Raw genomic sequence first — 23,900 nt, forward strand, 5'->3', positions numbered from 1 at the left:
GATGGTGCAGGCCAGCATTAAAACGCCTTAATTCAGTGCAGGATTTTGCCGTGTGGCCGCGCTTGATCATTAACAAAAGCATTATTTGCCGAATGCAACCGTTTGCTAACACAGGCAACCGGTTGCGCATACGATTCCCTGCCGCCTCCCTCACAAAACAGGCCATTGATAAGTTAACTAACTGATAATTAACTATAATAATTGTCATATTGAACTGGCATAACAATTGCTACCTACAATAATGCTCTTCACCTGCACTTATCACCCGAGAGAGTAAAACTCTCCACAGGAATCGCTATGTCAGTTACCTATACGCAGGCACTTCGTGGCAGTTTTTTTGATATCACTGCTGTCGTGGATAATCCTCAGCAGTTACCCGATCATGCCCGTTATATTGAAGATGGGTTACTGCTGCTGAATGGCGGAGAGATCGTCTCTTTGCAGAGCTGGGAAGAGGGAAGAGGCCTGCTGGCTCAAGGGGCCGCAGTGCAGGACTATCGCGGTAAGCTCATCGTTCCGGGCTTTGTCGATACGCATATCCACTATCCGCAAACGGAGATGATTGGCGCCTATGGCGAGCAGCTGCTGGAATGGCTCCAGCAGTATACCTTCCCGGTGGAAAGTCAGTATCACTGCCCGCAGCATTCGGCAAAAATGTCCGCATTCTTTCTGCATCAGCTGCTGAGCAACGGCACCACCACCGCGCTGGTGTTCGGCACCGTTCATCCTGAGTCCGTTGATGCGCTGTTCCACGCCGCCGACCATCTTGGCATGCGCCTGATTGCCGGAAAAGTCATGATGGATCGCAATGCGCCGGACTATCTCACGGAAACGCCTGAACAGAGCTACCAGCAAACCCGTGAACTGATCCAGCGCTGGCATAATCATGGCCGCCTCAGCTATGCATTAACGCCGCGCTTTGCGCCAACTTCCTCACCCGAGCTGCTTGCCAGAGTTCGTCAACTTAAAGAGGAGTTCCCGGATACCTGGGTGCACACCCACCTCAGCGAAAACCCGCAGGAGGTGGAGTGGGTTAAAGCGCTTTTCCCGGAACATAAGGGTTATCTGGACGTTTACCATCACTATCAGCTTACCGGCCCACGTAGTGTATTTGCGCACTGCATTCACCTTGAGGAAGAGGAGTGGGACTGCCTGCACCATACCGATTCTGCCATCGCTTTTTGTCCGACCTCTAACCTGTTTCTGGGCAGCGGGCTGTTTAACCTGAAAACCTGCTGGGACAAAGGGGTGAAAATGGGGATCGGCACCGACGTGGGCGCCGGCACCACCTTTAATATGCTGCAAACCCTGGGCGAGGCTTACAAAGTCGGCCAGCTCCAGCGCTACAGGCTGGCGGCCTGTGAAGCGTTTTACCACGCCACGCTTGGCGGCGCTAAGGCGCTGGATTTGGCAGACCGCATCGGCAATTTTGCCGCGGGCAAAGAGGCGGATTTTGTGGTGCTGGATCCGGCTGTTTCGGCTCTTCAGCAGATGCGCTACGCCAACAGCCGGGATATCTGGGAAAAGCTCTTTATCCTGATGACGCTGGGCGACGACCGAAACATTGCCGCCACCTGGGTTAATGGCGAATGCGTCTGGCAATCACACAGCGAGGAAAAAGCAGCATGATCCAATTCTTACTTAATCAGACGCTGGTAACAGAACATGCGCTGGACCCTAATCTCACCGTCCTGAACTATCTGCGCCAGAATCAACGGCGTTCCGGCACCAAAGAGGGGTGTGCCTCTGGCGACTGTGGAGCCTGCACGGTCACGCTGGGGCGTGTTGAAAAAGGGGAAATGGTCTATGAAACGGCTAACAGTTGTCTGACGTTTGTCAGCAGCTTGCAGGGCAAGCAGCTGATCACGGTGGAAGATCTCAGACAGGGCGACAAGCTGCACTCGGTCCAGCAGGCGATGGTGGAGTGCCACGGTTCACAATGCGGATTCTGTACGCCTGGCTTTGTTATGTCGCTTTTTACGCTACAAAAAAACAGCAGCGGCTGGCAGCACAAAGAGGCTGAGCAGGCGCTGGCCGGCAACCTTTGCCGCTGTACCGGTTACCGTCCCATTGTTGATGCCGCCCGCAAGGCTTGTGAAAATCGGGAAGAGGACAGCTTCCACCAGCAGGCGGCACTGACCGTTAAACGTCTTACTGCGCTGAAAAATGGCGAGCTACAGACGCTGACGCTTAACGGCAATGCCTGCTTTATCCCTAAAACGGTCGCACAATTATCCCTGCTGCTGAAGGATAATCCCGAAGCGAAATTGCTGGCCGGGGGAACCGATCTGGCGCTGCGGGTCACGCAGCAATATCAATCGCTGCCGCTGGTGATCGCGCTGGAGCAGATTGATGAACTCAAAGTCTGCCAGATTAATGAGCATGAAATTGTGCTCGGCGCGGGTGCTTCACTGCATCACTGTTATCAGCTGCTGGCGGAAGAGATCCCCGCTTTTTCCGCCATGCTGGAAAGGTTTGCTTCCTTACAAATTCGTCACCAGGGCACGCTGGGCGGGAACATCGCTAATGGTTCACCCATTGGCGACACGCCACCGATGCTGCTGGCGCTCAATGCCACGCTGGAACTGCAACAGGGAAAGACGCTCCGTCGCCTGCCGTTGGAAAAGTTCTTTCTGGCGTACCGGAAAACAGCGCTCCGGAAAGGTGAGTTTATCCGCAACATTATTATTCCAAAGGTGACAACGTCACAAACTTTCCAGGCATGGAAAGTCTCTAAAAGACGGGAAGATGATATCTCCGCCGTTTTTGCCGCGTTTATGATGGAAACAGATGAAAAGGGTCTGATTACCCAGGCGCGTATCGCCTTTGGCGGCATGGCCGAAACAGCCAGACGCGCCGCGCAGTGCGAACGGCAGCTTGTGGGTAAACCTCTTACGGCAGCAACCATCGAGCAGGCCTGCATAGCGCTTGCTGAAGACTTCACGCCGCTCAGCGATTTTCGGGCCAGTGCAGATTACCGCCTGCAAATTGCTAAAAATCTGCTGCGCCGCTATCACGCATCCTGCTCTGGTGACCTTGAGCTTCTGGAGGTATCACGCTATGTCTCATAACCGACCTGTTGTGGCTGAAGAAGTAATTGCAAGCCAGTACCGCGAAGGGATCCAGAGCGGCGCGGGTAAAAGCAACAAGCATGAAAGTGCGGAAAAACATGTCTCTGGCGAAGCTCTCTACATCGATGACAAGCTGGAATTGCCCGGTATGCTGCATCTCTGCCCGAGATTAAGTGAACATGCCCATGCCCGCATCCTCTCTCTGAACCTGGAGCCTTGTTACGCCATACCGGGCGTGGTGCAGGTGCTGACCTGGCAGCAGGTTCCTGGCGAGCTGGATATCGGGCCGCTGGAGCCAGGCGACCCGCTGATGGCTAAAGATCTGGTGGAGTATGCAGGCCAGGTGATCCTGGTAGTGGCGGCAGAAACGCCAGAAGCTGCCCGGCTGGCAGCGGAAGCGGCCATCATCGAATATGAAATCCTCACGCCAGTGCTGGATGTGAAGGAGGCACTGGAAAAGCAGCATTTTGTGCAGCAGCCTCACGTGCATCAGCGCGGTGATGCCCAGGCCGCGCTCGAGCGCGCTGCGCATCGCGTGCAGGGTGAATTCCATATCGGCGGGCAGGAACATTTTTATCTGGAAACGCAGATAGCGATGGTTATTCCCGGTGAAGATCGCTCTTTACAGGTCTTCTCCTCCACGCAAAATCCTACGGAAGTCCAGAAGCTGGTGGCATCGGTGATGGGCGTGACCATGAACAAAGTTACTATTGATATGCGTCGGATGGGGGGCGGGTTTGGCGGCAAAGAGACACAGGCGGCGGGTGTGGCCTGTCTTTGTGCTGTTGCTGCCAGGCTCACCAATCGTCCGGCAAAAATGCGCCTGGCGCGACGGGATGACATGCGCATTACCGGCAAACGGCATCCATTTTATGTGCGCTATGACGCAGGTGTGGATCAGGCGGGACGGTTCTGCGGCGTGAAAATCGATCTGGCGGGCAACTGTGGCTATTCGCTGGATCTTTCAGGCTCCATTATCGATCGCGCCATGTTCCATGCAGACAACGCCTATTATCTGGGCGATGCACGCATCACCGGCTATCGCTGCCGTACAAATATAGCCTCTAACACGGCCTATCGCGGTTTCGGCGGGCCGCAGGGAATGGTCGCCATTGAGCAGATTATGGATCACATTGCCCGCGAACTGCGTCTCGATCCGCTGGAGGTGCGTAAGCGTAATTACTATGGCAAACATGAGCGTAACATCACCCATTATCATCAGCAGGTGGAAGACAACCTGCTGGATGAAATGACAGAAACGCTGGAGGTCAGCGCCTCTTATCAGGCACGTCGTCAAGAGATAACCGCATTCAATGCCGGCAGCCCCTACCTGAAGCGGGGATTAGCGCTGACGCCGGTAAAATTTGGCATCTCCTTTACCTCAAGTTTTCTGAATCAGGCGGGTGCGCTGATCCTGATTTATACCGACGGCACGGTGCAGCTTAACCACGGCGGGACGGAGATGGGCCAGGGGCTGAACACCAAAGTTGCGCAGATTGTCGCTGAAGTGCTGCAAATCGATGTCGATCAGATCCAAATCACCGCCACCGACACCGGCAAAGTGCCCAATACATCGCCCACCGCGGCCTCCAGCGGTACTGACCTCAACGGAAAGGCGGCGCAGAATGCGGCGGAAATCCTGCGCGATCGTCTTACAGAGATGTTGTGCAAGCTCTATACGTGTTCTCGCGATGAGGTGAACTTCAGTAACGGCATTGTCCGGGTTAAAGAGCACCACTTTACCTTCCCGGACGTGGCGCAGATGGCGTGGCTGAATCAGGTGCCGCTTTCCGCAACCGGCTACTACAAGGTGCCGGGCATCCATTACGATCGCCAGGCGGGGCGCGGTACGCCTTTCTACTATTTTGCTTTTGGCGCCGCCTGTGTGGAAGTTATCATTGATACCTTAACGGGCGAATATCGCCTGCTTCGCGCTGATATTCTGCATGATGTGGGGGCCTCGCTGAACCCGGCAATTGATATTGGCCAGGTGGAAGGGGGATTTGTACAGGGCGTGGGCTGGCTCACCTGCGAAGAGCTGGTGTGGAACGACCAGGGGCGACTGATGACCGACGGCCCTGCCAGCTACAAAATTCCGGCAATTGGCGATGTGCCTGCCGATATGCGGGTCACGCTGGTAGAGAACCGTAAAAACCCTAAGGATACGGTATTTCACTCTAAGGCCGTTGGCGAGCCGCCCTTTATGCTGGGGATTGCCGCATGGTGCGCCTTGCAGGATGCGGTCTCCAGCGTCAGCAACTATCAGCAGCATCCCCGGCTGGATGCGCCCGCCACGCCAGAGAGAGTCTTCTGGGGAGCAGAAAGACTGAGTAAGGATAATGTGAATGCGAACGGATGACTGGATAGCGGTGCTGGCAAAATTACGTGAGAAGCGGGAGCCTTGCGTTCTGCTGACCGTGCTGGAGGAAAAAGGCTCCGTGCCGCGCGATCGCGGCAGCAAAATGGTGGTCACTGCGGAGAAAACCTATCTGACTATTGGCGGTGGGCATCTGGAGTTTCACGCCATCGGCATCGCCAGGAAAATGCTGGCAGAGCATCATTCTCAACCATTAAGCGAACAGTTCAACCTGGGCGCCAGGCTGGGGCAGTGCTGTGGCGGCATAACTACCGTATTTTTTGAACCGCTGATCCAGCCTCAGCCGCAGATTGCGGTATTTGGTGCCGGGCATGTTGGCCAGGCGCTGGTTAATCTGCTCTCAACGTTACCCTGTCACGTATTTTGGGTGGATGAGCGGCGTGAACAGTTCACCCACGTGCCGGAAAACGTCACCGTATGCTGCCTGGAAGATCCTGTCGACCAGGTTAACCTGATGCCGCCGGAGAGCTACTTTGTTGTGATGACCCACCATCATCCGCGTGATTTGGAGCTGTGCGAAGCCATTCTCAAGCGGGATGATTTTCACTATTTCGGCATGATCGGCTCAGCAACCAAACGCCAGCGCTTTGACTACCGGCTGGAGGGCAAAGGTTTCAGCCGTCAGCAGCTGGACCGATTGCGGTGTCCGATTGGGCTGGCAGACGTCACCGGCAAACTACCGGCAGAGATTGCCGTAGCGGTAGCAGGTGAAATTATTGCGACTTATCAGCGGGCTGCTCAGTGCTGAGCAGGAAGGGACATGCGGAAAACATTTCAGCCTGCGCCTGAGAGAAATAGCCGAAATTATGATACCCCTGGTGCTGCGTTCTCTGTCGTTCATTCTGTCTTAAAACTTTTGCTGGTATCAAATATTAAGCTATTTGATACCAGTCAAAATTTGAGCGTAAAAAGGTATCAGATATCGCATCTTATGCATTAAGGTATCATGGATAACAAAATCGATTTGTGAGATTTGAAAGGGCAGTATCAGGCTACGTAGGGTGTTTAAAGCGGTGGCAAAGAAAGAGTATGTTCTGGACCAACTGTTTTCGCCTGAAAAAGCTTTCACCCCGCGTGATTTTTTTACATATCGGGGTTTTTACAATTAATCTTCTCTTCTGACAGTGTTATGTAGTCTTACAGAGATAAAGGAGATCTTATTTAAATGGAGTTTTACTATGGCGATGCCTGTTTATCTTTGGCTTTATGATGACGCGGGGCACCTGATTAAAGGATCTGTTAATGTGGCTGGTCGTGAACATAGCATTGAAGTGATCGCATTACGCCATATGGTAGAAATACCCACAGAAGACCATACCGGAAAAAATACAGGTTCATGCATACATCAACCTTTCAGTTTCGATAAAGAAACAGATTCATCATCACCTTACCTCTATAAAGCATTAACAGCGGGTAAGAAAATTAATTGTGCGTTATTTAAATATTATCGCATAAATGATGCGGGCCGGGACAACATTATTTTTTCGGTACAACTTGAGCAAGTAAGAGTCGAATCTGTTATTTCTGCCATGTATGATATCAACGCTTTATATGGTGAAGGAAAAAATCATCTCGAATTTGTTGACTTAAGATATGAAAAAATAACATGGCATTATATTGATGGTAATGTCATTTATTCCGATAGCTGGAGTGCGCGTGCTGTGAATTAATTCAGGGAGAGAGGAATGAAATGGACTTATAAGCAAAGCACTGGTGAACTGTTTCATAATGGGCAGTTCATCGAAAAGGGGTATTCCGGCAGGATGACCAATAAAAACAATCCAGACCGGCAGCAGGTAAAAGGTCTGGGGCCATTACCCAGAGGTACTTATCGTATAACAGGTAAAACCAATTCTAAAGGGCCAATGACTATCGTCCTGGTGCAAATTTCAGGTGAAACTTTCGGAAGAAGCGCTTTCCGTATTCACGGTGAAAAAGTCCAGGGCATCCCAGGATGGGCATCCGAAGGTTGTATTATTATGGGGCCTTCAACGCGCAGGCGTATAATTGACTCTAATGACAGAATTCTGGAAGTGATAAGATGAATTATTTTAAAGGATTATTTATCCTTCCGCTAATTTATATTGGCACGTGTAGTGCTACAGTGAAGGGTTCAAGCTCGGATGATTTAAAAAAAATTATAACCTGTGTTAGTGATGGCAATACCAGTTGCCTGAATGACATCCCTGATAAAACCCATGACCTGAACTTTGAGGAAAGTATTATGTTAAGAGATGCCTTTGCTCATTCGCTTCTTATCTCGCCATCACAAACACTTGATACTTTAAACAGAATAGACAGGGGTGTGGCTAAAACAGGTGATTCTTTTATCAGAGATAATTATGGAGCGGAAATTGTATGTTCTTATATGATAGATAGTAACAAATATGACAGAGAGTCATTTTTCAAATATTATTCCATAGTTAAATCGAACCTCAAAAAAACAGGTGGCAAAGGAAAGTCCTGCCTTGAGCTAATGAATGCCTCGGTAGAAGAAATAAACTATGAGGAAAGGATGGACAAAATGAAGTGGGGCGATAAAAAGTATCCTTTCTGAAATCAATGCCTGTCAGTGACTTCCTTCAGAACAGGGCTTAAGCCCTGTTCTTTCATGCTCCTGGTTACTTCCTGCTTCAACATACAAAATCCGCCGAAAACGCTTTTGAGCATTCAGAACTGTTCAAAGGGAGTTCTGGAACCTGATTGAGTTGGCTTGCGTGACCGATCGGCCTATGCTGAAGACCTACCGTGACCAGGAGAATACCGATGCCAGCCAATCCCTTCAGTCAGCCAAGTACTTTGCCTTATCAGGCTCCGCCTTTCGACAAAATAAGGGATGAGCATTACCGTCCGGCGCTGATCGAAGCGATAGCGCAAAAGCGCAGGGAAGTGCAGGCCATTGCTGAAGATCCTGCCGAACCCAGCTTTGCCAATACTTTTGAGGCGCTGGAAAAATGCGGCAGTATGCTTCGCCGTGTGGAAAACGTGTTTGGCGCGATGACTTCCGCTAATACGAATCCCACGCTACAGGCGCTGGACGAAGAGATGTCGCCACTGCTTGCCGCGCTGGATGATGATATTCATCTTAACAGTGCACTTTTCAGTCGGCTGAATGCTCTCTATGAGAAGCGCAACACCGCAGGCCTTTCGCCGGAAGCCTTACGGCTCACCGAGGTGATATGGCAGCGGTTTCAACTGGCGGGGGCAAGCCTGGCAGAAGAGGCAAAAACAGAGCTTAAAGCTCTGAATCAGCAGGCGGCCACGCTGAGTACGCAGTTTACCAATCGTCTGCTGGCGGGTACCAAAGCGGGCGGCCTTAACATTACCGATCCTGCGTTGCTGGCAGGCCTCACCGACGCCGAACTCACTGTCGCTGCTCAGGCTGCCGCTGAACGGGGTCTGGAAGGGCAATGGCTCCTGGCGTTGCAAAATACCACGCAGCAGCCGGTTTTGCAGGATCTCAGCAACCGCCAGACGCGGGAGACGCTCTTCAGCCATGCATGGCAACGGTGCGAGAAAGGGGATCTCAACGATACACGCGCACTGGTTACTCAGCTTGCCACCATTCGCGCACAGCAGGCAAAGTTAATGGGCTTCAGCAGCTTTGCGGAGTGGAAGCTTCAGGATCAGATGGCAAAAACGCCGCAGGCCGCGCTGGCGTTTATGCGTGCTATCGTGCCTGCCGCGACGGCGCGCGCCAGCAGGGAAGCGGCTGATATTCAGAAGGTTATCGACCAGCAGCAGGGTGGTTTCACGCTGGAGGCCTGGGACTGGTTGTTTTATGCCGAGCAGGTTCGCCGCGAGAAGTACGATCTCGACGAGAGCCAGATTAAACCCTATTTTGAACTCACTAACGTGCTGGAAAACGGCGTCTTCTATGCCGCCACGCAGCTGTTTGGCATTACCTTTGCCCGCCGTGAGGATCTTCCCGTCTGGCATCCGGATGTCTCCGTGTATGAAATCATCGACAGCAGCGGCCTGCCGATGGCGCTGTTCTATACCGACTACTTTAAGCGAGACAATAAAGGCGGCGGCGCCTGGATGAGTAATTTTGTTGACCAGGCTAAGTTGCTGGGGACGCATCCGGTTATCTACAACGTCTGTAACTACGCTAAACCAGCAGAGGGCAAACCAGCCCTGATCTCCTGGGATGATGTGATCACGCTGTTCCATGAATTTGGTCATACGCTGCACGGGCTGTTTGCAGAGCAGTGTTATCCTTCTCTTTCCGGCACCAATACGCCACGGGATTTTGTCGAATTTCCTTCGCAACTGAATGAGCACTGGGCCAGTAACGAACAGGTGTTTCAGCATTATGCGCGGCACTATGCCACCGGCGAACCGATGCCTCAGGATCTGCGGGAGAAAATCGTTAAAGCCAGCAAGTTTAATAAAGGGTACGACATGACCGAACTGCTGGCCGCGGCGCTGCTGGATCAGCACTGGCATACGCTTTTAGCGGAGGCAGAGAAACCCGATGTGGCGCAGTTTGAAAAAGCCGCGCTGGAAGCTGACAATATTCTGTTGCCGCAGGTGCCGCCGCGATATCGTTCAAGCTATTTCCAGCACATCTGGGGAGGAGGCTATGCGGCGGGCTATTACGCCTATATCTGGACGCAAATGCTGGCCGATGACGGCTTCGAATGGTTTAACGAGCAGGGTGGGCTGAACCGCAGGAATGGTCAGCTTTTCCGGGAAAAGATCCTGTCACGGGGTAACAGTGAGGATCTGAAGCAGCTTTACGCCAACTGGCGGGGGCGCGATCCGGTTATTGAACCGATGCTGATTAACCGTGGCCTGAAGGAACAGTAAAAACAGGCTCTGGCGCAGGTAGAAAATGCTGCTGCGCCAGATATGACTTCAGGAACCCGGAAGCTGCCAGGCTTATCCGTTGCCGGGAAACGGGGCGGGTAAGCCGCCCCGACAATCAGGCCAGCGGGCCGCCCTGAATGGTGTCGCACATGCCTTTAATGATGTGTTCACCGGTTTCTGTTTTCAGATCTTCATACCACTGCCGGGTAATGTCCCTCTCTTTACCGTGCGTGACATCGCAGCGCTTACGCGCTTTCAGTACCAGATCCTTCACCCTGTCAGCACGCTTGTGCTGATAGCGCAGCAGCGCATCTTCAATCCCCAGAGAGTTAGTCTGCAAAAGGGTTGCGAGTACCACAGCATCCTCCATCGCAGCGCAACCGCCCTGGCCAATATCGGGTGTCGTGCTGTGTGCGGCATCGCCCAGCAAAGCCACGCGCCCTTTAACCAGTTCCGGGAAGGGATCGATATCATGGATCTCCACACGGTTGGTGGTGGCGGGATTGATCTGTGCAATCAGCTTCTGTACGGGCGCTGCCCAGCCGCTGAAATAGCGGGTTAAATCTTCACGCAGGCTGCTGCGGTCTTCTGCCAGACCGGCAGGTAACGGCACATCAAAAAAGAAATAGAAGCGATTATTCGCGACCGGCATCAGCGAGACGCGTTTGCCTTCACCAACAAATGTCGTCCACTGCTGCGCGGGCGCAATACTCTCATCTATCTCTACCAGCCCGTTCCAGTTTACATAACCGGCATAACGGCGCTCTACCGTGCGGCCCAGCACATATTTTCGCACTACGGAATGGGTTCCGTCACAGGCGATAAGCAGGTCGCCCTGGGCTTCACTGCCCCCTTCAAAACGGGCCGTGACGCCATTTTCATGCTGTTCAACTTCAGCGACGCGTTTGCCAAAGTGGACTTTTTCACGACCATAGCTCTCCAGCAGCATCGCCTGCAATTCTGCCCGAGCGACTGGATAAGGACGCTCGCCGGAATCCTGCACCAGCGGATCAAGGCTGAACTGGGTCAGCCTGTCACCCGTTTTGAAATCGTTATAGGCCATGGCGTGCATCGGCCCACCCAGCTTGCGCAGCGCCTCTTTCATACCCAGAAAGTTCAGGCATTTTACGCCATTCGGCCAGATTGAGATCGCAGCGCCCACGGGCCTGATCTCTTTAACGGCTTCAAAAACCTCCGTCTCAATCCCTACACGTTGCAGTGCTATGGCAGTACACATGCCGCCGATACCCGCGCCAATCACTATTGCTTTCATCTGTTTCTCCTTTCATCCATAAGGATTACTAAGCAATTTCTGTACCAGTTTCTTATGACGCGGGAGAGCGCATAATGCAGGCATTTACGGATAGCTGAAACAATAGTTTCATCAATTTCCTGCATTACCGTGAGGCATTGCACCATAAAGGGGAGTCAGTTATGAAACGGCTGCAATTCAGCATCGTCACTGGTTGGCAAAGTGCAGGTTATTTGTCACAGTAGCAGGACACTCCCTGAAAGGACGCTGCTATGGCCACCGTTGCCTGCCTGCATGCTGCAAGAAGTAATATCGCTGTGTTTGAAGAGGCGCTTCGGGCGCTGGATTATGCTGATATCCAACTGCTGCACCGGGTAGAGGGCGAGCTGCTCGATCGCGCAGCAGAAGCCAATGAAGTTACGCCAGAGATCGCTGACGCCACGCGGGTGGCCATTGCCGAGCTGTGTGAATACGCTGACGTGGTGATAGTGACCTGCACAACGCTGGGTATAGCCGCCAGGGACACCAAGCAGTTCAGCAAGCCTGTGCTGCGCGTGGATACCACGCTGGCCAAAGCGGCGTCACGGTATCAGGGATCCATTCTGGTGCTCTGCACCGCACACAGTACGCTGGAAAGCACCACGCATCTGTTCCAGGCCTTTATCCCTGGTGACCGGCTGGCTGTCGAGCTGATACCCAGAGCCTGGGCATCCTTTAACAGCGGAGATATTGAAGGCTATCATCGTGAAATTGCGCACTACATTCAGCAACGGCCAGAGTGTTCGCTGGGCTGTATTGTGCTGGCTCAATCTTCCATGGCGGGGGCGGAAAAATATATCAACAGTACGCTCGCCGTCCTTACAGGGCCTCAGGTTTCCCTTCAGGCCGCTATTGAAACGTTATTCTGATGCACCGCATAACGCTGATTTCAGGCGATCCCTCTGCTATGATTGCGCTCTTTTTTATCCCAGAGGATAACCGGTGAGCAGTAAACAAGATAAACGTGCAAAACGCGCAAAAGTAAAAGCAAAACAGGCCAACAACTCCCGCGCGCGCGGCAAGCAGCTGGATGCGGTAGGGCGTCAGAGTTATGTTGCCACGCCAGAGATGCTGGCGCTGTTTGATACGCTGCCGCCGCTGGATGAAAACGGCGAGATGCCGTTTGTGGCCGAGATCTACCGCTGGTCAGACGAAGAGTATGGTTTTGAAGGCACTGACCGGGAAAACGACATGCTCCAGGTTGCCGCCTTATGCGTGCTCTATATTCACTGGCGCACCAGCGGCGGCTCAACCACTCTGGTGCAAAACGAGATGATCGAAGCAGCTATCCGTCTCACCGAAGAGAACGAGCTGTTTAAAGCACAGTACGAAGCTGCCGAAGCGGCAGCTCAGGCAGAGTAAAAACCCGCCTTCAGGCTGTTCAGAAACCGGCCTTCCGCAAATAGTGCAGGCTGGCAGTCACGTCTTTCAGGCTGCCGGCAACGTCGCGGGGATCGCGTTCCTGCTCAATGGTTATCCAGCCCTGCCAGTTCAGCTCCGCAAGCAGCGCCCGCACGGCGGGATAATCTATGTCGCCGGTGCCAAGAGGGCACATCACTCCCGCCGCACATGCTTTAAAGAAATCCTGCTGCTGAGCGATGGCCGCCTCACAGACAACTCTGTTCACATCTTTAAAATGCAGATAATCAAGACGATGAACATATTTTCTCAGCCAGCTAACCGGATCCAGCCCGGCATAATAGAGGTGTCCGGTATCGAGACACAATCCAGCCTCGCTGGCCGGGATATCTGCTGCGATACGATCAATCTCATCGCCAAACTCAATAAACCCTCCAGCGTGAGGATGGATGACCGGACGTACGCCATATTCACGGGCGATAGCGCTCAAGGCACGGATATGAGCAACCATGCGCTGCCACTCCACGTCGGGCAGACGTTTGGCCCTTGCCGACTGGCCTGCGCTCCTTGCCCGCTCTGCATTGCCAAAATCGATAATCACCAGGTAGGGCGGAGGAACCTCGCTTTGCGCGTTACCGATCGGTACTTTTTGCAGGTTTGCACAAATGTTATGCGCCAGTTCACGCATATTTTCGAAATTTGCTTCTGAAACAAGATCGTCAAAAATCGTTCCGGCAATCAGCGATAAATTATGACTGGCGAGCGCCTCGTTAAGCGCAGCCGGATCGGTAGGGAGATAGCCCCATGGCCCCAGCTCGATGCCTGGATAACCAGCTTGCTGTGCTTCGCCAAGCACTTTCTGCCACGGGGGTAAAAACGGGTTTTTCGGGTCATCAACCCCCCAGCTGCATGGCGCGTTAGCGATTGAATACATTGGATTTCCTTACTGTTTATGTTTATCACCAGCACGGCCTGGCAGAGAAAGCAATGAGCTGTCTGGGGGGCTGTTCATCCAGCGCAGACGATGAAATGAGCCTATTTTAAAGGAAACTAATATTCCACTTAAAGGTTAACTGAAATATTAATTCTTTGAGCCGTGTCATAATTTGCGGATAGCCGGGCGGGCATTTGCAACCCTGACAGGGTTTAAGAAGATTCCGTGCGTCTGGCGGAGGCAGGGAGAAGCTTCCCCGCAGCTCACTACCTTCTCAAGCTTTACCTCTCCCGTTTATCAGACCTGAGATGAGAACGCCGTAGCAGCAGCCGATCCTGATGCTGAATATCAGGCTGCGCACGATCGATACCGGTAAGACGAAAAATGGCATCCTGCATCATGGCATTCAGCGGCTGGGCAAAAGTGGTAAGTTGATAACGGGAAGAAGAAGCCAGTTCGATATCGTCATAGCCGACTATTCCCAGTTGATGATGCGGCGCTAAGCGTTCCTGCGCATCTGTCACTCCAATCGCCAGGATATCATTTTCACAAAAAAGCGCATCCACCCACTGCCCGGGTAGGGTGGTTTGCAGGTGCTGCTCAAAAGCGCTGTAGCCGCTGATGCGGTTATAGTGATTGGCTTTCAGCAACAGGATGTTTTGCTCCTCCACGCCAAGTTCCTTTAGCCTGTTGCGATACCCTTCATATCTCAACAGCTGCGTGGATTCTGTATCTGGCCCCTTCATATAACCAAACCTCTGATATCCCTGCTGATAAAGGATATCTGCTGTTTGACAGCCAGCCTGATAGCCGTCGGTATTTATCACCTGAATATAGGGGTTATTATCATTGCGGCAGAGCTGCACAAGAGGGATGCGGTGAATATCCTGCGCCAGCGCGATAAGGTCGTCACTCAGCAGAGTGCCTAAAAACAGCAGGCCATCCACCTGCAACTGATCGGCAAGCTTCAGCACCGCTTCTTCACTCTTTTGCGCGCTGATATTCAGCAGCAGCGCCATATAACCTCGTAGCTGAAGCTGCTGTGTAACCTCATCCAGCAGCGTCAGCAGGTTGGGGTTAAGCATTTCATCCACCACCACACCAATCAGGTGGGAGCTTTTCTTCGACAGGCTGCGGGCCAGTAAATTAGGGCGGTAACCCAGCTCTTTAGCCGCAAGCTGGACGCGTGCCAGCGCCTGTTCTGAAATAGAAGCGCCGTCAGTAAAGGCTCTGGAAACGGTCCATTTGGACACTCCCGCCCGTTTAGCCACATCGCTGGCGGTTATCTTACGTGAAGCGAGACGGCTGGAAGGTGCTTTTGCGTTCATGGTTATCGCTATCTTAAGTGAAGAAGGCCAGTGTAATGCACAATCCGATCCGGATGTTGCAACCGGGTGCAAAATAATCTTTTCCTGTGATCTGTCCGGCGATTTCCCATGCTGAAGATTTACTTCTTCAACAGCCTCACCGACAGTGCAGCCACAGGTTCAATCAAAATTGCACCCGGTTGCAAAGGCAGTGAAGGCAACCGGATGCAAAGCCATAACAACAGGTCTTTACCCTTAAAATCCTGCAAAAAGAGGTGGTTATGCTGAATGGAGAAAAGAAAATTGTCCGTCCACTGCGCTGGGCGATGGTAGGCGGTGGCCGCCTCAGTCAGGTGGGCTATAAACACCGCTGCGGCGCATTACGCGATAACACAGCTTATCAACTGCTGGCTGGCGCTTTTGATATTGATGCCGTACGTGGCAGAGAGTTTGGCGTTAATATCGGCGTCGAGGCGAGTCGTTGCTATGAGAGCTATGGGGAGATGTTTGCTGAAGAGGCAGCACGCCCGGATGGGATTGAAGTTGTTACCATCGCCACCCCCAATGGCACTCACTACGAGATAACCAAAGCAGCGCTTAATGCCGGGCTGCATGTTATTTGTGAAAAGCCGCTGTTTTTCACCAGTGCCGAAGTCCGCGAGATAAAGCAACTGGCTTCAGAAAAGGGGCTGATCGTGGGGGTGACTTACGGCTACTCGGGCCACCAGATGCTGCTACAGATGCGCCATATGATCGCCAACGGCGATATTGGCGAAGTGCGTATGGTGGAGATGCAGTATACCCACGGCTTCAGCGCCAGTGACAGTGCCGATAAATTTTCCGATGCTCAGAAATGGCGGGTAGACCCCAACATTGCGGGGCCAAGTTTTGTGCTTGGCGATCTCTCCACCCACACCTTCTATATTTCCCAACTGGTGCTGCCGGAGCTGAAGCTTAAGTCGCTATTATGCGACCGTCAGAGCTTTATCCCCTCCAGGGCACCACTGGAAGACAACGCCATGGTGTTGATGCATTATCACGGCGGCGCGGTGGGGCGCTTGTGGACTTCCGCCATTAACGCCGGCTCCATGAATAGCCAGTTCATCCGCGTGATAGGGTCAAAAGCCAGCCTGCAATGGGGCGACCACCAGCCCAATGAGCTGGTTTATGAGGTTCAGGGGCAGCCTGTTCAGGTTATGCATCATGGCATGCCTTATCTGGATGAATCAGCACTGGCAGACGATCGGTTGGGTGCGCTGCACACCGAAGGGTTAATTGAATCCTGGTCCAATATCTATCTGAAGCTGGCCCTGGCGATTGATGCCAGAAATCGCAGTGACGAAGCGGCGCTGGAAGAGATGGTCTATCCGGGAATTGATGCCGGGCTGGATGGCGTACGCTGGGTAGAGAACTGTGTGCGTTCAGCAGAGCAGGGAGCAAGCTGGGTGAATTTCGAGTAGGTCTGCCAATACGTTGTGATAAAAGGGCGGTACTGAAACCGCCCCAAACGCTTAGCCAGGATAGATACCGCGATCTTTACGCGCCATCAGAATACGCTCACAGGCCACAATATAAGCTGCCGTGCGCAGACTACAGCCTTTTTCGCTCGCCTTGTCCCAGACATGGATCATCGCTTCTGTCATGATCTTGTCCATGCGATCGTTAATCTCACTCTCGCTCCAGAAGAAGCTGGCCATATCCTGCACCCATTCGAAGTAACTTACGGTTACCCCGCCTGCGTTGCAGATAACGTCCGGCACCACGGTGACGCCCCGTGAAGTCAGCATATCGTCCGCGTCCGGATAGGTCGGGCCGTTTGCCCCTTCCAGCACCAGCTTACAGCTCAGTACTTCGGCTCGTTCACGGGTTATCTGTCCTTCCAGCGCGGCAGGGATCAGAATATCCATCTGCGTGGTCCAGAAATACTCGCTGGCTATCTCTTCCGCACCAGGGAAACCGGCAATATTCTTGTTACTGTTCTGCCATTCGGTCAGCGCGGTAAGATCGATGCCTTCTGCGTTAAACAGCGTGGCGGAATGGTCCTGAATCACCACCACGCGCGCACCGGCTGCCACAAACAGACGAGCGGCTTCGCTGCCTACGTTACCAAAACCCTGGACGGCGATTTTTGCGCCTTCGATTTCAATGCCGGAGCGGCGGGCCACTTCACGGCCAGTGATATAGACGCCGCGCCCGGTCGCTTTTTCACGACCTAAAGAGCCGCCAAGATGGATCGGTTTACCTGTCACCACGCCAGTAATGGTGGTGCCGTGGTTCATGGAGTAGGTATCCATCATCCAGGCCATGACTTTGGAGTTGGTGCCGACGTCTGGTGCAGGAATATCCTTCTGCGGGCCGATAATCAATCCGATTTCGCTGGTATAGCGGCGGGTCAGACGTTCCAGCTCACCTTCCGACAGTTTGAAAGGATCGACACGGATGCCTCCTTTTGCGCCGCCATAAGGGAGGTTAACCGCCGCGCATTTGATGGTCATCCACGCAGAGAGCGCCATCACCTCATTCAGATCTACGTTAGGATGATAGCGAACCCCCCCTTTACCCGGCCCGCGAGAGAGGTTGTGCTGTACGCGAAAACCTTCAAAGTGGCGGATCGAGCCGTCGTCCATTTGCAGCGGAATATCCACTATCAACGCACGTTTAGGATGACGCAGGGTATCGATCCAGCGGGTCAGATCGCCCAGATAGGGCGCCACGCGGTCGATTTGCTGTAAGTAAGTTGACCAGGCCGTTGTGCTGCCTTCTGAAACGTAAGATAGCTTATCCATAACAAACCTTTCTTAAATTAGTTATATGTACTGCGAAACCGGGAATGGGTCAGTGCATCTGACTTATGCGCGAGAGAATTTACCATCAAACAGACGTTTCCAATTCGTTAATTAAGTGTGAAATTTTGCTGTAAGTCGGGATGGCAGGGGGCGGAGGCGAATAATTAGTTATGATCTGTCCCGTTCTCAGGGCCGGGGTGACAGAAATGCTAATAGTTATGCATTAAAGGTGCATAGCAGCGGCTTTGGCTTTATTTATCAGAACTTTGAATGGGATCAAACTTTGGCCTCTCCTGCGCTGATCAGCCGGAAGGGAAAGATAAGGTTCAGCAGGGCCAGGCAAGGCATGAGGCTGGCCTACACTTTTCGTTACATTATAACAGTCCTCTTTTTAGCGCTTCGCTAAACTCTCACATCTTTACTTTGTCTGACATTCTGCTTACGCATTATTGTGGCAGTTTCCGCAACATTAACGTTGGGTTGCTGTCACGCCATTCACCGGCAATGACGAAGAACCAGATGAAAAAACTGCATTTTTTGACCCAGACGCGGGTCTGTTGTTTTATTGCTTTCTATATTGGCATCCTGCTTAATTTCCCGATTTTTCTCCGTCGCTTTCATCAGCTTCATTATGATGCGGCGCTCTCTACCGGTATTGAAATAGTCGCGGCGTTTATGCTGGTTCTGTTTACCACGCTGCTGGCTTCAATGGCGGGCCGCTGGCTGTTCAGGATAGTGATTACGCTGCTGATCATCTTTTCGGTCTGTGCCAGCTACTACATGATCTTCTTCAATGTGGATATCGGTTACGGCATTATCGCGGCGGTGATGGCGACCGACAGTCTTGATCTCTCCCGCGAGTCGGTCGGCTGGCATTTTTCTGTATGGACGGTACTGGTAAGCCTGCTGCCGCTGCTGGTACTGTGGCTTGCACCCATGCCCGAAGCGGCTATTCGCCGTAAAAACGGCCTCTCTTTCCTGCGCCGGGGCGGCATTATGCTCGCCGCCGGGCTTTGCTGCTTCCTGCCGCTGAAGGTGATGGGCAAGCATCAGGACAAGATGGACAAACAGCATAACCGGATGATGGCCAGCTACGGCGGCGTGGTGGCAGGAACTTACTCTCCCTCTAACTGGCTTTCCGGAATGGGGCTGCTCGCCTACAGCAGCTGGAGCCAGGCTGAGGACAGCCGCAATCTGTTTGATCCGGCAGCGCACTTTACCTACACGCCACCCAAAGATGTTAACGATCTCTACGTGGTCTTTGTGATTGGTGAAAGCGCGCGCCGCGATCATATGGGCCTTTATGGCTACGATCGTGACAACACGCCTAATCTGGATAAAGAACCGAATCTGGCGGCCTTGCAGGGCTATTCGTGTGATACCTCGACCAAGCTCTCGCTGCGCTGCATGTTTGTAAGAGAAGGGGGCGCTTCCGAAGCGCCGCAGCGCACCTTAAAAGAGATGAACGTTTTCTCGGTGCTGAAAAAACAGGGCTTCTCCTCTGAACTCTTCTCTATGCAGAGTGAAGCCTGGTTCTACAATAAAGTGCTGGCGGATGATTATGCGCTGCGTGAAACCATCCAGTCCGAGAAGCGCAATGTCGGCAAACCGATTGATGATATGGCGCTGGTCAGCGAGCTGAAAGATTCCATCGAGCGCCATCCCCAGGGCAAGCATCTGGTTATTCTGCATACCAAAGGCTCTCACTACTTATATACCGAGCGCTATCCCCGATCCTTCGCGAAATATCAGCCGGAGTGTCAGGGTATTGATGACCAGTGTTCAACGGAAGAGATGGTCAATTCTTACGATAACAGCCTGCTCTATACCGACCATGTGCTGGAAGAGGTGTTCAACCAGTTGCGCGACAAGAACGCCATTGTGTTTTATGCCTCCGATCACGGTGAGTCGATCTCAAAAAATATGCACTTCCATGGCACCCCACGTAATGAAGCCCCGATGGCTCAGCGTACGGTACCGATCATGGTCTGGGCCTCTGATAAATTCCTGCGCCAGCCTGATAATGCCAGCGCCTTCCAGCAGTTGAAAACGCTGGCGAAAAATAAGACGCCAGTCTTCCACGAGAAGCTCTTCGACAGCATCCTGGGCTGTATTGGTTATACTTCTCCGGATGGCGGCATCAACCAGCTGCGCAACTGGTGCCATGTCAGCCACTGATGCAGGAGCAGCCAGGCTGCGCGAAGAGTGAGCAACTGGCTGAATGAAAAGGTATCCTTTGCCCGTTAACTTTGCCTGAACCGGCACAAGCGGGTATTCTACTGCCCATATTTACTGTGACAGTATCAATTGAGGTCGACATGATTATTAAACCACGCATCCGTGGCTTTATCTGTGTTACTGCCCATCCGGCGGGTTGCAAAGCTAACGTTGAAAAACAAATCGACTACGTGACCAGCCAGGGCAAAATCGCCAACGGCCCGAAAAAGGTGCTGGTGATCGGTGCTTCTACCGGTTACGGCCTTGCAGCACGTATCTCTGCTGCTTTCGGTTGTGAAGCCGATACGCTGGGCGTGTTCTTTGAACGTGCTGGTGAAGAAACCAAGCCGGCTACCGCAGGCTGGTACAACTCTGCTGCCTTTGAAGAGCTGGCAGAGGCCAAAGGCCTCTATGCGAAAAGCATCAACGGCGATGCCTATTCCGATGCGGTCAAACAGAAGACCATTGAGCTGATCAAACAGGATATGGGGCAGGTGGATCTGGTGGTTTACAGCCTGGCTGCGCCGCGTCGTACCCATCCGAAAACGGGCGAAGTGTTTAACTCTACCCTGAAGCCAGTGGGCAAAACGCTGACCACTCGTGGTCTGAACACCGATAAAGAAACCATCACCGACATCACTCTGGAGCCAGCTTCACAGGAAGAGATCGACGGCACTGTAGCGGTGATGGGAGGTGAAGACTGGCAGATGTGGATTGACGATCTGAAAGCCGCAGGCGTGCTGGCTGATGGCGCAAAAACCACCGCCTTTACCTATCTTGGCGAACAGATTACGCATGACATCTACTGGAACGGCTCCATCGGTGAAGCGAAGAAGGATCTGGACAAGCGCGTCCTGACAATCCGCGACACCCTGGCAGAAAAGGGCGGCGACGCCCGCGTTTCGGTACTGAAAGCGGTTGTTACTCAGGCGAGTTCCGCTATTCCGGTGATGCCACTTTATCTCTCACTGCTGTTCAAAGTGATGAAGGCGAAAGGCACACACGAGGGCTGCATTGAGCAGGTTTATGGCCTGTTCAAAGAGAGCCTGTACGGCAGCTCACCGATTATGGATGACGTAGGCCGTCTGCGCGCCGACTATAAAGAGCTGGCGCCGGAAGTGCAGGATGAAGTCACCAAACTGTGGCCAACCGTGACCAACGAAAACCTGAATGAGCTGACGGATTTTGTGGGCTACAAAACGGAGTTTATGCACCTGTTTGGTTTCGGCCTTGAGGGCGTGGACTACGAAGCGGACGTTAATCCGGACGTGAAAATCAAAAATCTGGTTCAGATGTAATTCTGGCAGATTGTGCATCAAGCCTGTCCCCGGACAGGCTTTTTTTTTGCGCTATCTTCAGCAGACTGGCACGCCTTCTGGTTCACTTCGAGCATATTTATCATCGCACGGAGATTGGCAGAGGTATGCCCTTTGCGCCACACCAGCCAGATATTGAGGTGACCGCGATGCTCTGCCAGCGGCCAGGCAAGTACGCTCTCTCTGCCAGGCATATTTTGCAGCATACTTTCTGGGATCATCGCCAGACCCGCCCCCGCGCTGACGCAGGCCACAATGCCGTGGTAGGACTCCATCTCGAAAATTTTGCCCGGTGCGGCGTTATCCCTGGCAAACCAGTTTTCAAACAGTCGGCGATAAGAGCAGTTGGCGCGAAAAGCGTAAATGGTTGATCCGGCAATATCTGTCGCGCAGGTCACTGGCGGATGATTCAGGGAAGAGATCAGCACCATCTCCTCAGCAAAAACCGGGATGCCTTCCAGCTGTGGCTGTCTGGGCGGCCCGTCAATAAATATTGCGCTAAAGCGCCCGGCAAGCAGACCCTCAATCATATCCCCCGAAGGGCCGGTGGAGAGATCCAGCTCCACCTCCGGCCAGGCCTGATGATAGCGCGCAATCAGCGGCGGCAGGCGCACGGCTGCGGTGCTTTCAATGGCGCCAAGCGTAAATACCCCAGCGGGCTGCTGGCTGGAAACCCGCTGGCGAGCCTCTTCGGTGAGCGCCAGAATTCTGCCAGCGTACTCATGCAGCGTTCTGCCAGCGTCAGTGATATGCAGGCGCAGCTTTTCACGGGTAAACAGGGCGACACCCAGCTCCTCCTCCAGCTGGCGTAGCCGCGTAGAGATATTGGAGGGCACCCGGTGCAGCCTCTCTGCCGCAGCGGTGACGCTGCCTTCTTCTGCGATAGCACAAAACACTGCCAGCTGAGTTAAGTCCATAATGTTCCCGAAATGAGAAGGATATTTTCATTATTATTCATTTTTAAAGAATGTATCGCAAGCCTATGATAAAGGCATTAACACATTGATTCTTTATTTCCGGCCAGTTGTTCTGGTCTTCAGGAGAGCTTTATGACTGTTTCCACTGGTGCCGTATCACGTAATCCTTTCACGGGCGATATCTCTCGTCAGATGCCTTTTGCTTCTGCTGCGGAAGTGGATTTTGCTCTTCAGGAAACCTGGTCTGCCTTCCAGGCCTGGCGTGGTACCGCCGTTGCCACCCGTAGCCAGCTGCTGCTGAAGATGGCCGCCGGGCTGCGTCAGCATGCCCGTGAGCTGGCAGAAATGATGACGGATGAAATGGGCAAGCCTGTTACTCAGGGTCTGGCCGAAGTAGAGAAAAGCGCTGGTCTGTGCGAATGGTATGCGGAACAAGGCCCGGCGTTCCTCAAGCCGGAACCTGCGCAGGTTGAAAACAATAAAGCCTTTGTGCAGTATCTGCCGCTTGGCCCGATTCTGGCCGTGATGCCGTGGAATTTCCCGGTGTGGCAGATTATGCGAGGCGCAGTACCCATTCTGATGGCCGGCAACAGTTACTTCCTGAAACCTGCGCCAAACGTAATGGGCTGTGCGCTGCTGCTGCAATCCATTCTGCTGGAAGCTGGCGTGCCTGAAGGGCTTTTTAAAGTGGTCAATGCCGATAACGAGGCGGTGGCAAAAATCATCCGGGATCGTCGGATCGCTGCCGTTACGCTGACTGGCAGCGTGCGCGCCGGTGCAGCCATTGCCGCTCTGGCCGGGGCAGCTATCAAGAAAAGCGTGCTGGAGCTGGGGGGATCGGATGCCTTTATCGTGCTGGCCGATGCGGATATCGACGCAGCGGTGAAAGGCGCCATTTCCGGGCGTTTTATGAACAGCGGGCAGATCTGTATTGCCGCCAAGCGCATTATTGTGGAAGCGTCTGTTTTTGACCAATTCCGCGATAAATTTGTTGCTGCCGTTAAAGAGATGAAGGTGGGCGATCCGCGTGAAGAAGAGACTTATATCGGTCCCATGGCGCGCTACGATCTGCGCGATGAGCTGGACACGCAGGTACAGGCAACCCTGAAAGAGGGAGCAGAGTGTCTGCTGGGCGGCCATATCATTCCAGGGGCGGCGAATTTCTATGCGCCAACCGTTTTAAGCAACGTTAAACCCGGCATGACCAGCTTTAAACAGGAGCTGTTCGGGCCGGTCGCCTCACTGATTGTGGCGAAAGATGCCAGTGAAGCTGTTGCCCTGGCCAACAACTCAGACTTTGGCCTGGGCGGCAGCTTGTGGAGTCGCGATCTGGATAGGGCCAGAACGCTGGCGGCGCAGATTGAAACCGGTGGCGTTTTTATTAACTCCCCGAGCTTCTCCGATCCGCGCGTGCCCATCGGCGGCGTCAAGCAGAGTGGCTTTGGGCGCGAGCTTTCCCACTTCGGCATCCGCGAGTTTACCAATGCGCAAACTGTATGGCAGGAAAGCTGAG

The 23,900-nt window shown here is 53.1% G+C and carries 19 protein-coding genes; 14 read left to right on the forward strand and 5 right to left on the reverse strand.

Features of this window, described 5'->3' with window-relative positions:
* The first annotated feature begins 297 nt into the window (after positions 1-297).
* The 8 genes from guaD to dcp all read left to right on the forward strand — a co-directional run bounded on the left by guaD (position 298) and on the right by dcp (position 10,260).
* On the forward strand, positions 298-1,629 hold the full coding sequence (guaD, locus tag AAH450_RS04560; RefSeq protein WP_342909107.1) for a guanine deaminase: 1,332 nt from the start codon (positions 298-300) through the stop codon (positions 1,627-1,629).
* The gene (xdhA, locus tag AAH450_RS04565) at positions 1,626-3,071 is read left to right on the forward strand and encodes a xanthine dehydrogenase small subunit (protein WP_342909108.1); all 1,446 of its coding nucleotides are present in this window, start codon (positions 1,626-1,628) and stop codon (positions 3,069-3,071) included. The genes guaD and xdhA overlap by 4 nt, the downstream gene beginning before the upstream one ends.
* Positions 3,061-5,430 carry a xanthine dehydrogenase molybdopterin binding subunit gene (gene xdhB, locus AAH450_RS04570; RefSeq protein WP_342909109.1) on the forward strand — a complete coding sequence of 790 codons (2,370 nt, stop codon included), beginning with the start codon at positions 3,061-3,063 and terminating at the stop codon, positions 5,428-5,430. The genes xdhA and xdhB overlap by 11 nt, the downstream gene beginning before the upstream one ends.
* Complete coding sequence (gene xdhC, locus AAH450_RS04575; protein WP_342909110.1) at positions 5,417-6,196, forward strand: xanthine dehydrogenase accessory protein XdhC; 780 nt, start codon at positions 5,417-5,419, stop codon at positions 6,194-6,196. Before xdhB ends, xdhC begins: the two co-directional genes overlap by 14 nt.
* A 430-nt stretch (positions 6,197-6,626) precedes the next feature.
* Positions 6,627-7,118 carry an Hcp family type VI secretion system effector gene (locus AAH450_RS04580; protein WP_342909111.1) on the forward strand — a complete coding sequence of 164 codons (492 nt, stop codon included), beginning with the start codon at positions 6,627-6,629 and terminating at the stop codon, positions 7,116-7,118.
* Between the two features lie 15 nt (positions 7,119-7,133).
* Complete coding sequence (locus AAH450_RS04585) at positions 7,134-7,493, forward strand: tlde1 domain-containing protein (protein WP_342909112.1); 360 nt, start codon at positions 7,134-7,136, stop codon at positions 7,491-7,493.
* Positions 7,490-8,005, forward strand: coding sequence for a hypothetical protein (locus tag AAH450_RS04590; protein ID WP_342909113.1), 516 nt, complete (start codon positions 7,490-7,492; stop codon positions 8,003-8,005). Before AAH450_RS04585 ends, AAH450_RS04590 begins: the two co-directional genes overlap by 4 nt.
* Positions 8,006-8,214: 209 nt before the next feature.
* Positions 8,215-10,260 (forward strand): peptidyl-dipeptidase Dcp, encoded by a 2,046-nt coding sequence (gene dcp / locus AAH450_RS04595; protein WP_342909114.1) that lies wholly within the window; start codon positions 8,215-8,217, stop codon positions 10,258-10,260.
* 115 nt (positions 10,261-10,375) lie between these two features.
* Here the strand turns inward: dcp and hpxO are convergent, their stop codons facing one another.
* Positions 10,376-11,533: an FAD-dependent urate hydroxylase HpxO gene (gene hpxO / locus AAH450_RS04600; protein WP_342909115.1), complete on the reverse strand. Its 1,158-nt coding sequence runs from the start codon at positions 11,531-11,533 to the stop codon at positions 10,376-10,378.
* Positions 11,534-11,784: 251 nt separating this feature from the next.
* Between hpxO and AAH450_RS04605 the strand changes: the two genes are divergently transcribed.
* Together AAH450_RS04605 and AAH450_RS04610 are read left to right on the forward strand one after the other, a co-directional pair.
* A complete protein-coding gene (locus AAH450_RS04605; protein WP_342909116.1) occupies positions 11,785-12,420 on the forward strand; it encodes a hypothetical protein in 636 nt (211 codons plus the stop codon).
* 73 nt (positions 12,421-12,493) lie between these two features.
* Positions 12,494-12,913, forward strand: a complete 420-nt coding sequence (locus AAH450_RS04610; protein WP_342909117.1) for a hypothetical protein — start codon at positions 12,494-12,496, stop codon at positions 12,911-12,913.
* Positions 12,914-12,932: 19 nt separating this feature from the next.
* Here AAH450_RS04610 and AAH450_RS04615 read toward each other — a convergent pair whose 3' ends face one another.
* Together AAH450_RS04615 and AAH450_RS04620 are read right to left on the reverse strand one after the other, a co-directional pair.
* A complete protein-coding gene (locus AAH450_RS04615; RefSeq protein WP_342909118.1) occupies positions 12,933-13,844 on the reverse strand; it encodes a TIM barrel protein in 912 nt (303 codons plus the stop codon).
* 281 nt (positions 13,845-14,125) lie between these two features.
* Positions 14,126-15,172, reverse strand: a complete 1,047-nt coding sequence (locus AAH450_RS04620; protein WP_342909119.1) for a LacI family DNA-binding transcriptional regulator — start codon at positions 15,170-15,172, stop codon at positions 14,126-14,128.
* Between the two features lie 260 nt (positions 15,173-15,432).
* Between AAH450_RS04620 and AAH450_RS04625 the strand changes: the two genes are divergently transcribed.
* A complete protein-coding gene (locus tag AAH450_RS04625) occupies positions 15,433-16,611 on the forward strand; it encodes a Gfo/Idh/MocA family protein (RefSeq protein WP_342909120.1) in 1,179 nt (392 codons plus the stop codon).
* Positions 16,612-16,662: 51 nt separating this feature from the next.
* Here AAH450_RS04625 and AAH450_RS04630 read toward each other — a convergent pair whose 3' ends face one another.
* Entirely contained in the window at positions 16,663-17,937 is a 1,275-nt protein-coding gene (locus AAH450_RS04630) for a Glu/Leu/Phe/Val family dehydrogenase (protein WP_342909121.1), read from the reverse strand.
* A 519-nt stretch (positions 17,938-18,456) separates the two neighbouring features.
* Between AAH450_RS04630 and eptB the strand changes: the two genes are divergently transcribed.
* Positions 18,457-20,115 (forward strand): kdo(2)-lipid A phosphoethanolamine 7''-transferase, encoded by a 1,659-nt coding sequence (eptB, locus tag AAH450_RS04635; RefSeq protein ID WP_342909122.1) that lies wholly within the window; start codon positions 18,457-18,459, stop codon positions 20,113-20,115.
* A gap of 140 nt (positions 20,116-20,255) precedes the next feature.
* The gene (gene fabV / locus AAH450_RS04640; RefSeq protein ID WP_342909123.1) at positions 20,256-21,452 is read left to right on the forward strand and encodes an enoyl-ACP reductase FabV; all 1,197 of its coding nucleotides are present in this window, start codon (positions 20,256-20,258) and stop codon (positions 21,450-21,452) included.
* A 17-nt stretch (positions 21,453-21,469) separates the two neighbouring features.
* On the opposite strand, the gene ptrR is transcribed toward fabV, so the two are convergent.
* Positions 21,470-22,387, reverse strand: coding sequence for a putrescine utilization regulator PtrR (ptrR, locus tag AAH450_RS04645; protein WP_342909124.1), 918 nt, complete (start codon positions 22,385-22,387; stop codon positions 21,470-21,472).
* A gap of 132 nt (positions 22,388-22,519) precedes the next feature.
* On the opposite strand from ptrR, the gene AAH450_RS04650 reads away from it, so the two are divergent.
* Positions 22,520-23,899: an NAD-dependent succinate-semialdehyde dehydrogenase gene (locus AAH450_RS04650; RefSeq protein WP_342909125.1), complete on the forward strand. Its 1,380-nt coding sequence runs from the start codon at positions 22,520-22,522 to the stop codon at positions 23,897-23,899.
* Position 23,900 lies beyond the last annotated feature (1 nt).

Origin of the sequence: Erwinia magellanica (genome assembly GCF_039023495.1) — a bacterium.
GTDB lineage: Bacteria > Pseudomonadota > Gammaproteobacteria > Enterobacterales > Enterobacteriaceae > Erwinia.

Excerpts from the sequence above, each read along its gene's own strand:
- guaD (WP_342909107.1), top strand. The coding sequence starts at position 298 with ATGTCAGTTACCTATACGCAGGCACTTCGTGGCAGTTTTTTTGATATC.
- eptB (WP_342909122.1), top strand. The coding sequence starts at position 18,457 with ATGAAAAAACTGCATTTTTTGACCCAGACGCGGGTCTGTTGTTTTATT.
- AAH450_RS04590 (WP_342909113.1), top strand. The coding sequence starts at position 7,490 with ATGAATTATTTTAAAGGATTATTTATCCTTCCGCTAATTTATATTGGC.
- AAH450_RS04580 (WP_342909111.1), top strand. The coding sequence starts at position 6,627 with ATGGCGATGCCTGTTTATCTTTGGCTTTATGATGACGCGGGGCACCTG.
- xdhC (WP_342909110.1), top strand. The coding sequence starts at position 5,417 with ATGCGAACGGATGACTGGATAGCGGTGCTGGCAAAATTACGTGAGAAG.
- fabV (WP_342909123.1), top strand. The coding sequence starts at position 20,256 with ATGATTATTAAACCACGCATCCGTGGCTTTATCTGTGTTACTGCCCAT.
- xdhA (WP_342909108.1), top strand. The coding sequence starts at position 1,626 with ATGATCCAATTCTTACTTAATCAGACGCTGGTAACAGAACATGCGCTG.
- dcp (WP_342909114.1), top strand. The coding sequence starts at position 8,215 with ATGCCAGCCAATCCCTTCAGTCAGCCAAGTACTTTGCCTTATCAGGCT.
- AAH450_RS04650 (WP_342909125.1), top strand. The coding sequence starts at position 22,520 with ATGACTGTTTCCACTGGTGCCGTATCACGTAATCCTTTCACGGGCGAT.
- AAH450_RS04605 (WP_342909116.1), top strand. The coding sequence starts at position 11,785 with ATGGCCACCGTTGCCTGCCTGCATGCTGCAAGAAGTAATATCGCTGTG.
- AAH450_RS04630 (WP_342909121.1), bottom strand. The coding sequence starts at position 17,937 with ATGGATAAGCTATCTTACGTTTCAGAAGGCAGCACAACGGCCTGGTCA.
- ptrR (WP_342909124.1), bottom strand. The coding sequence starts at position 22,387 with ATGGACTTAACTCAGCTGGCAGTGTTTTGTGCTATCGCAGAAGAAGGC.
- AAH450_RS04615 (WP_342909118.1), bottom strand. The coding sequence starts at position 13,844 with ATGTATTCAATCGCTAACGCGCCATGCAGCTGGGGGGTTGATGACCCG.
- hpxO (WP_342909115.1), bottom strand. The coding sequence starts at position 11,533 with ATGAAAGCAATAGTGATTGGCGCGGGTATCGGCGGCATGTGTACTGCC.
- AAH450_RS04625 (WP_342909120.1), top strand. The coding sequence starts at position 15,433 with ATGCTGAATGGAGAAAAGAAAATTGTCCGTCCACTGCGCTGGGCGATG.
- AAH450_RS04620 (WP_342909119.1), bottom strand. The coding sequence starts at position 15,172 with ATGAACGCAAAAGCACCTTCCAGCCGTCTCGCTTCACGTAAGATAACC.
- AAH450_RS04585 (WP_342909112.1), top strand. The coding sequence starts at position 7,134 with ATGAAATGGACTTATAAGCAAAGCACTGGTGAACTGTTTCATAATGGG.
- xdhB (WP_342909109.1), top strand. The coding sequence starts at position 3,061 with ATGTCTCATAACCGACCTGTTGTGGCTGAAGAAGTAATTGCAAGCCAG.